Annotated in this window: 1 protein-coding gene and 1 pseudogene; one reads left to right on the plus strand and one right to left on the minus strand. The window is 34.6% G+C overall.

Annotation, left to right across the window (positions count from 1 at the left end):
- Positions 1-85: pseudogene (locus AC1DJR_RS30520) on the plus strand (IS6 family transposase); the annotation flags it as partial.
- 100 nt (positions 86-185) lie between these two features.
- Here the strand turns inward: AC1DJR_RS30520 and AC1DJR_RS30525 are convergent.
- Positions 186-1,185: MFS transporter (locus AC1DJR_RS30525; protein WP_477004314.1), on the minus strand; the 1,000-nt coding region annotated here is incomplete at its 5' end.

The following is a 1,185-nucleotide window of genomic DNA, read 5'->3' on the forward strand; positions in this document are numbered from 1 at the left end:
GAAAAAAGGACAAACCTCTCAAGGGGGGAAGTCTGTCCAAAATCAGGTGAACCTCATTCATCAACTATTCGGTATTCCAGCATAAAAGTGGATTCCGTTAGGAATTTCTTCACTTCTTTATATCTTCAAAAAATGTTTGCACCAGAACCCCCATTTCTATGTTTAATAATTGTAATAGATCTATTTTAAACAGCTTTTTTAGTAGTAACTATTTTAAAGGTATTACTTCTCATGCTGTAGAATTGAAGACCTAATGAAATAAACATAGAAATTATCGCAAAGTAGATTAGAGCCATAGTCCCCATTCCAAGAGAAATTACTACTCCACCTAATGTGGCACCTACCGAACTTCCTAGATAGTTAATAGAACTATTGAGGGCTACAGCTGCACTTCCATGTTTAGGTTGGTAGGATAATAAAATATGTTGCTGTGGTGCTCCTGATGCCCATCCCATTGCTCCCCATATGAAAAATGGTAAGTACTTTATAATTGTTAGATTAATCATTATCGGAATACATACAACTGAGACTGTTAAAATAATTAAAATAAGAGCCATTAAGGTTTTTGGTTTTTTGAAGTAATCAATTAAATATCCAATTGTTATACTTCCAAATAATCCACCTAATCCCCAAGCCCATAAATACACTGTTAAATCACTTGAGTTATCTAGATCTTGTAATAATGGTGATAGATAAGTATATAAACCTAAACTTGAAATACTCGCAAAGAATGTAATTAAGACAGTAATAGTAACTCTTTTATCTAAAAACATTGCAAGTCTTTCTTTCATAGCAGGTGGTGCTGTGACTGGAACATGTGGTAGAAACTTAAGAATACTAATAGCAGCAATTAAACTAAGTAGTACCACAAACCACATTGCTGATTGCCAATCAAATTGGTCAGCGATATAAAGACCTATAGGAACACCTAATACAGTTCCCATACTCATGCCACCTATTGTTAAACCAAGTGCACGTCCTTTCTTTTCTACAGGTACTAACATAGTTGAGCCTGCAACAGCTAAAGGAGAAAATAACCCAGCACCAACACCGGCAATTGCCCTTGATATTAAGAATACCGAAAAGTTTGGAGATACTGCAGTTAATGCATTTGCAAGACCAAATATAACTATAGAAATCAATAGAACTTTTTTTATTGGTTTACCTGCTAAGAGAGAAGCAAAC

The sequence above is a fragment of the Bacillus sp. 05T31 genome, from assembly GCF_056396725.1.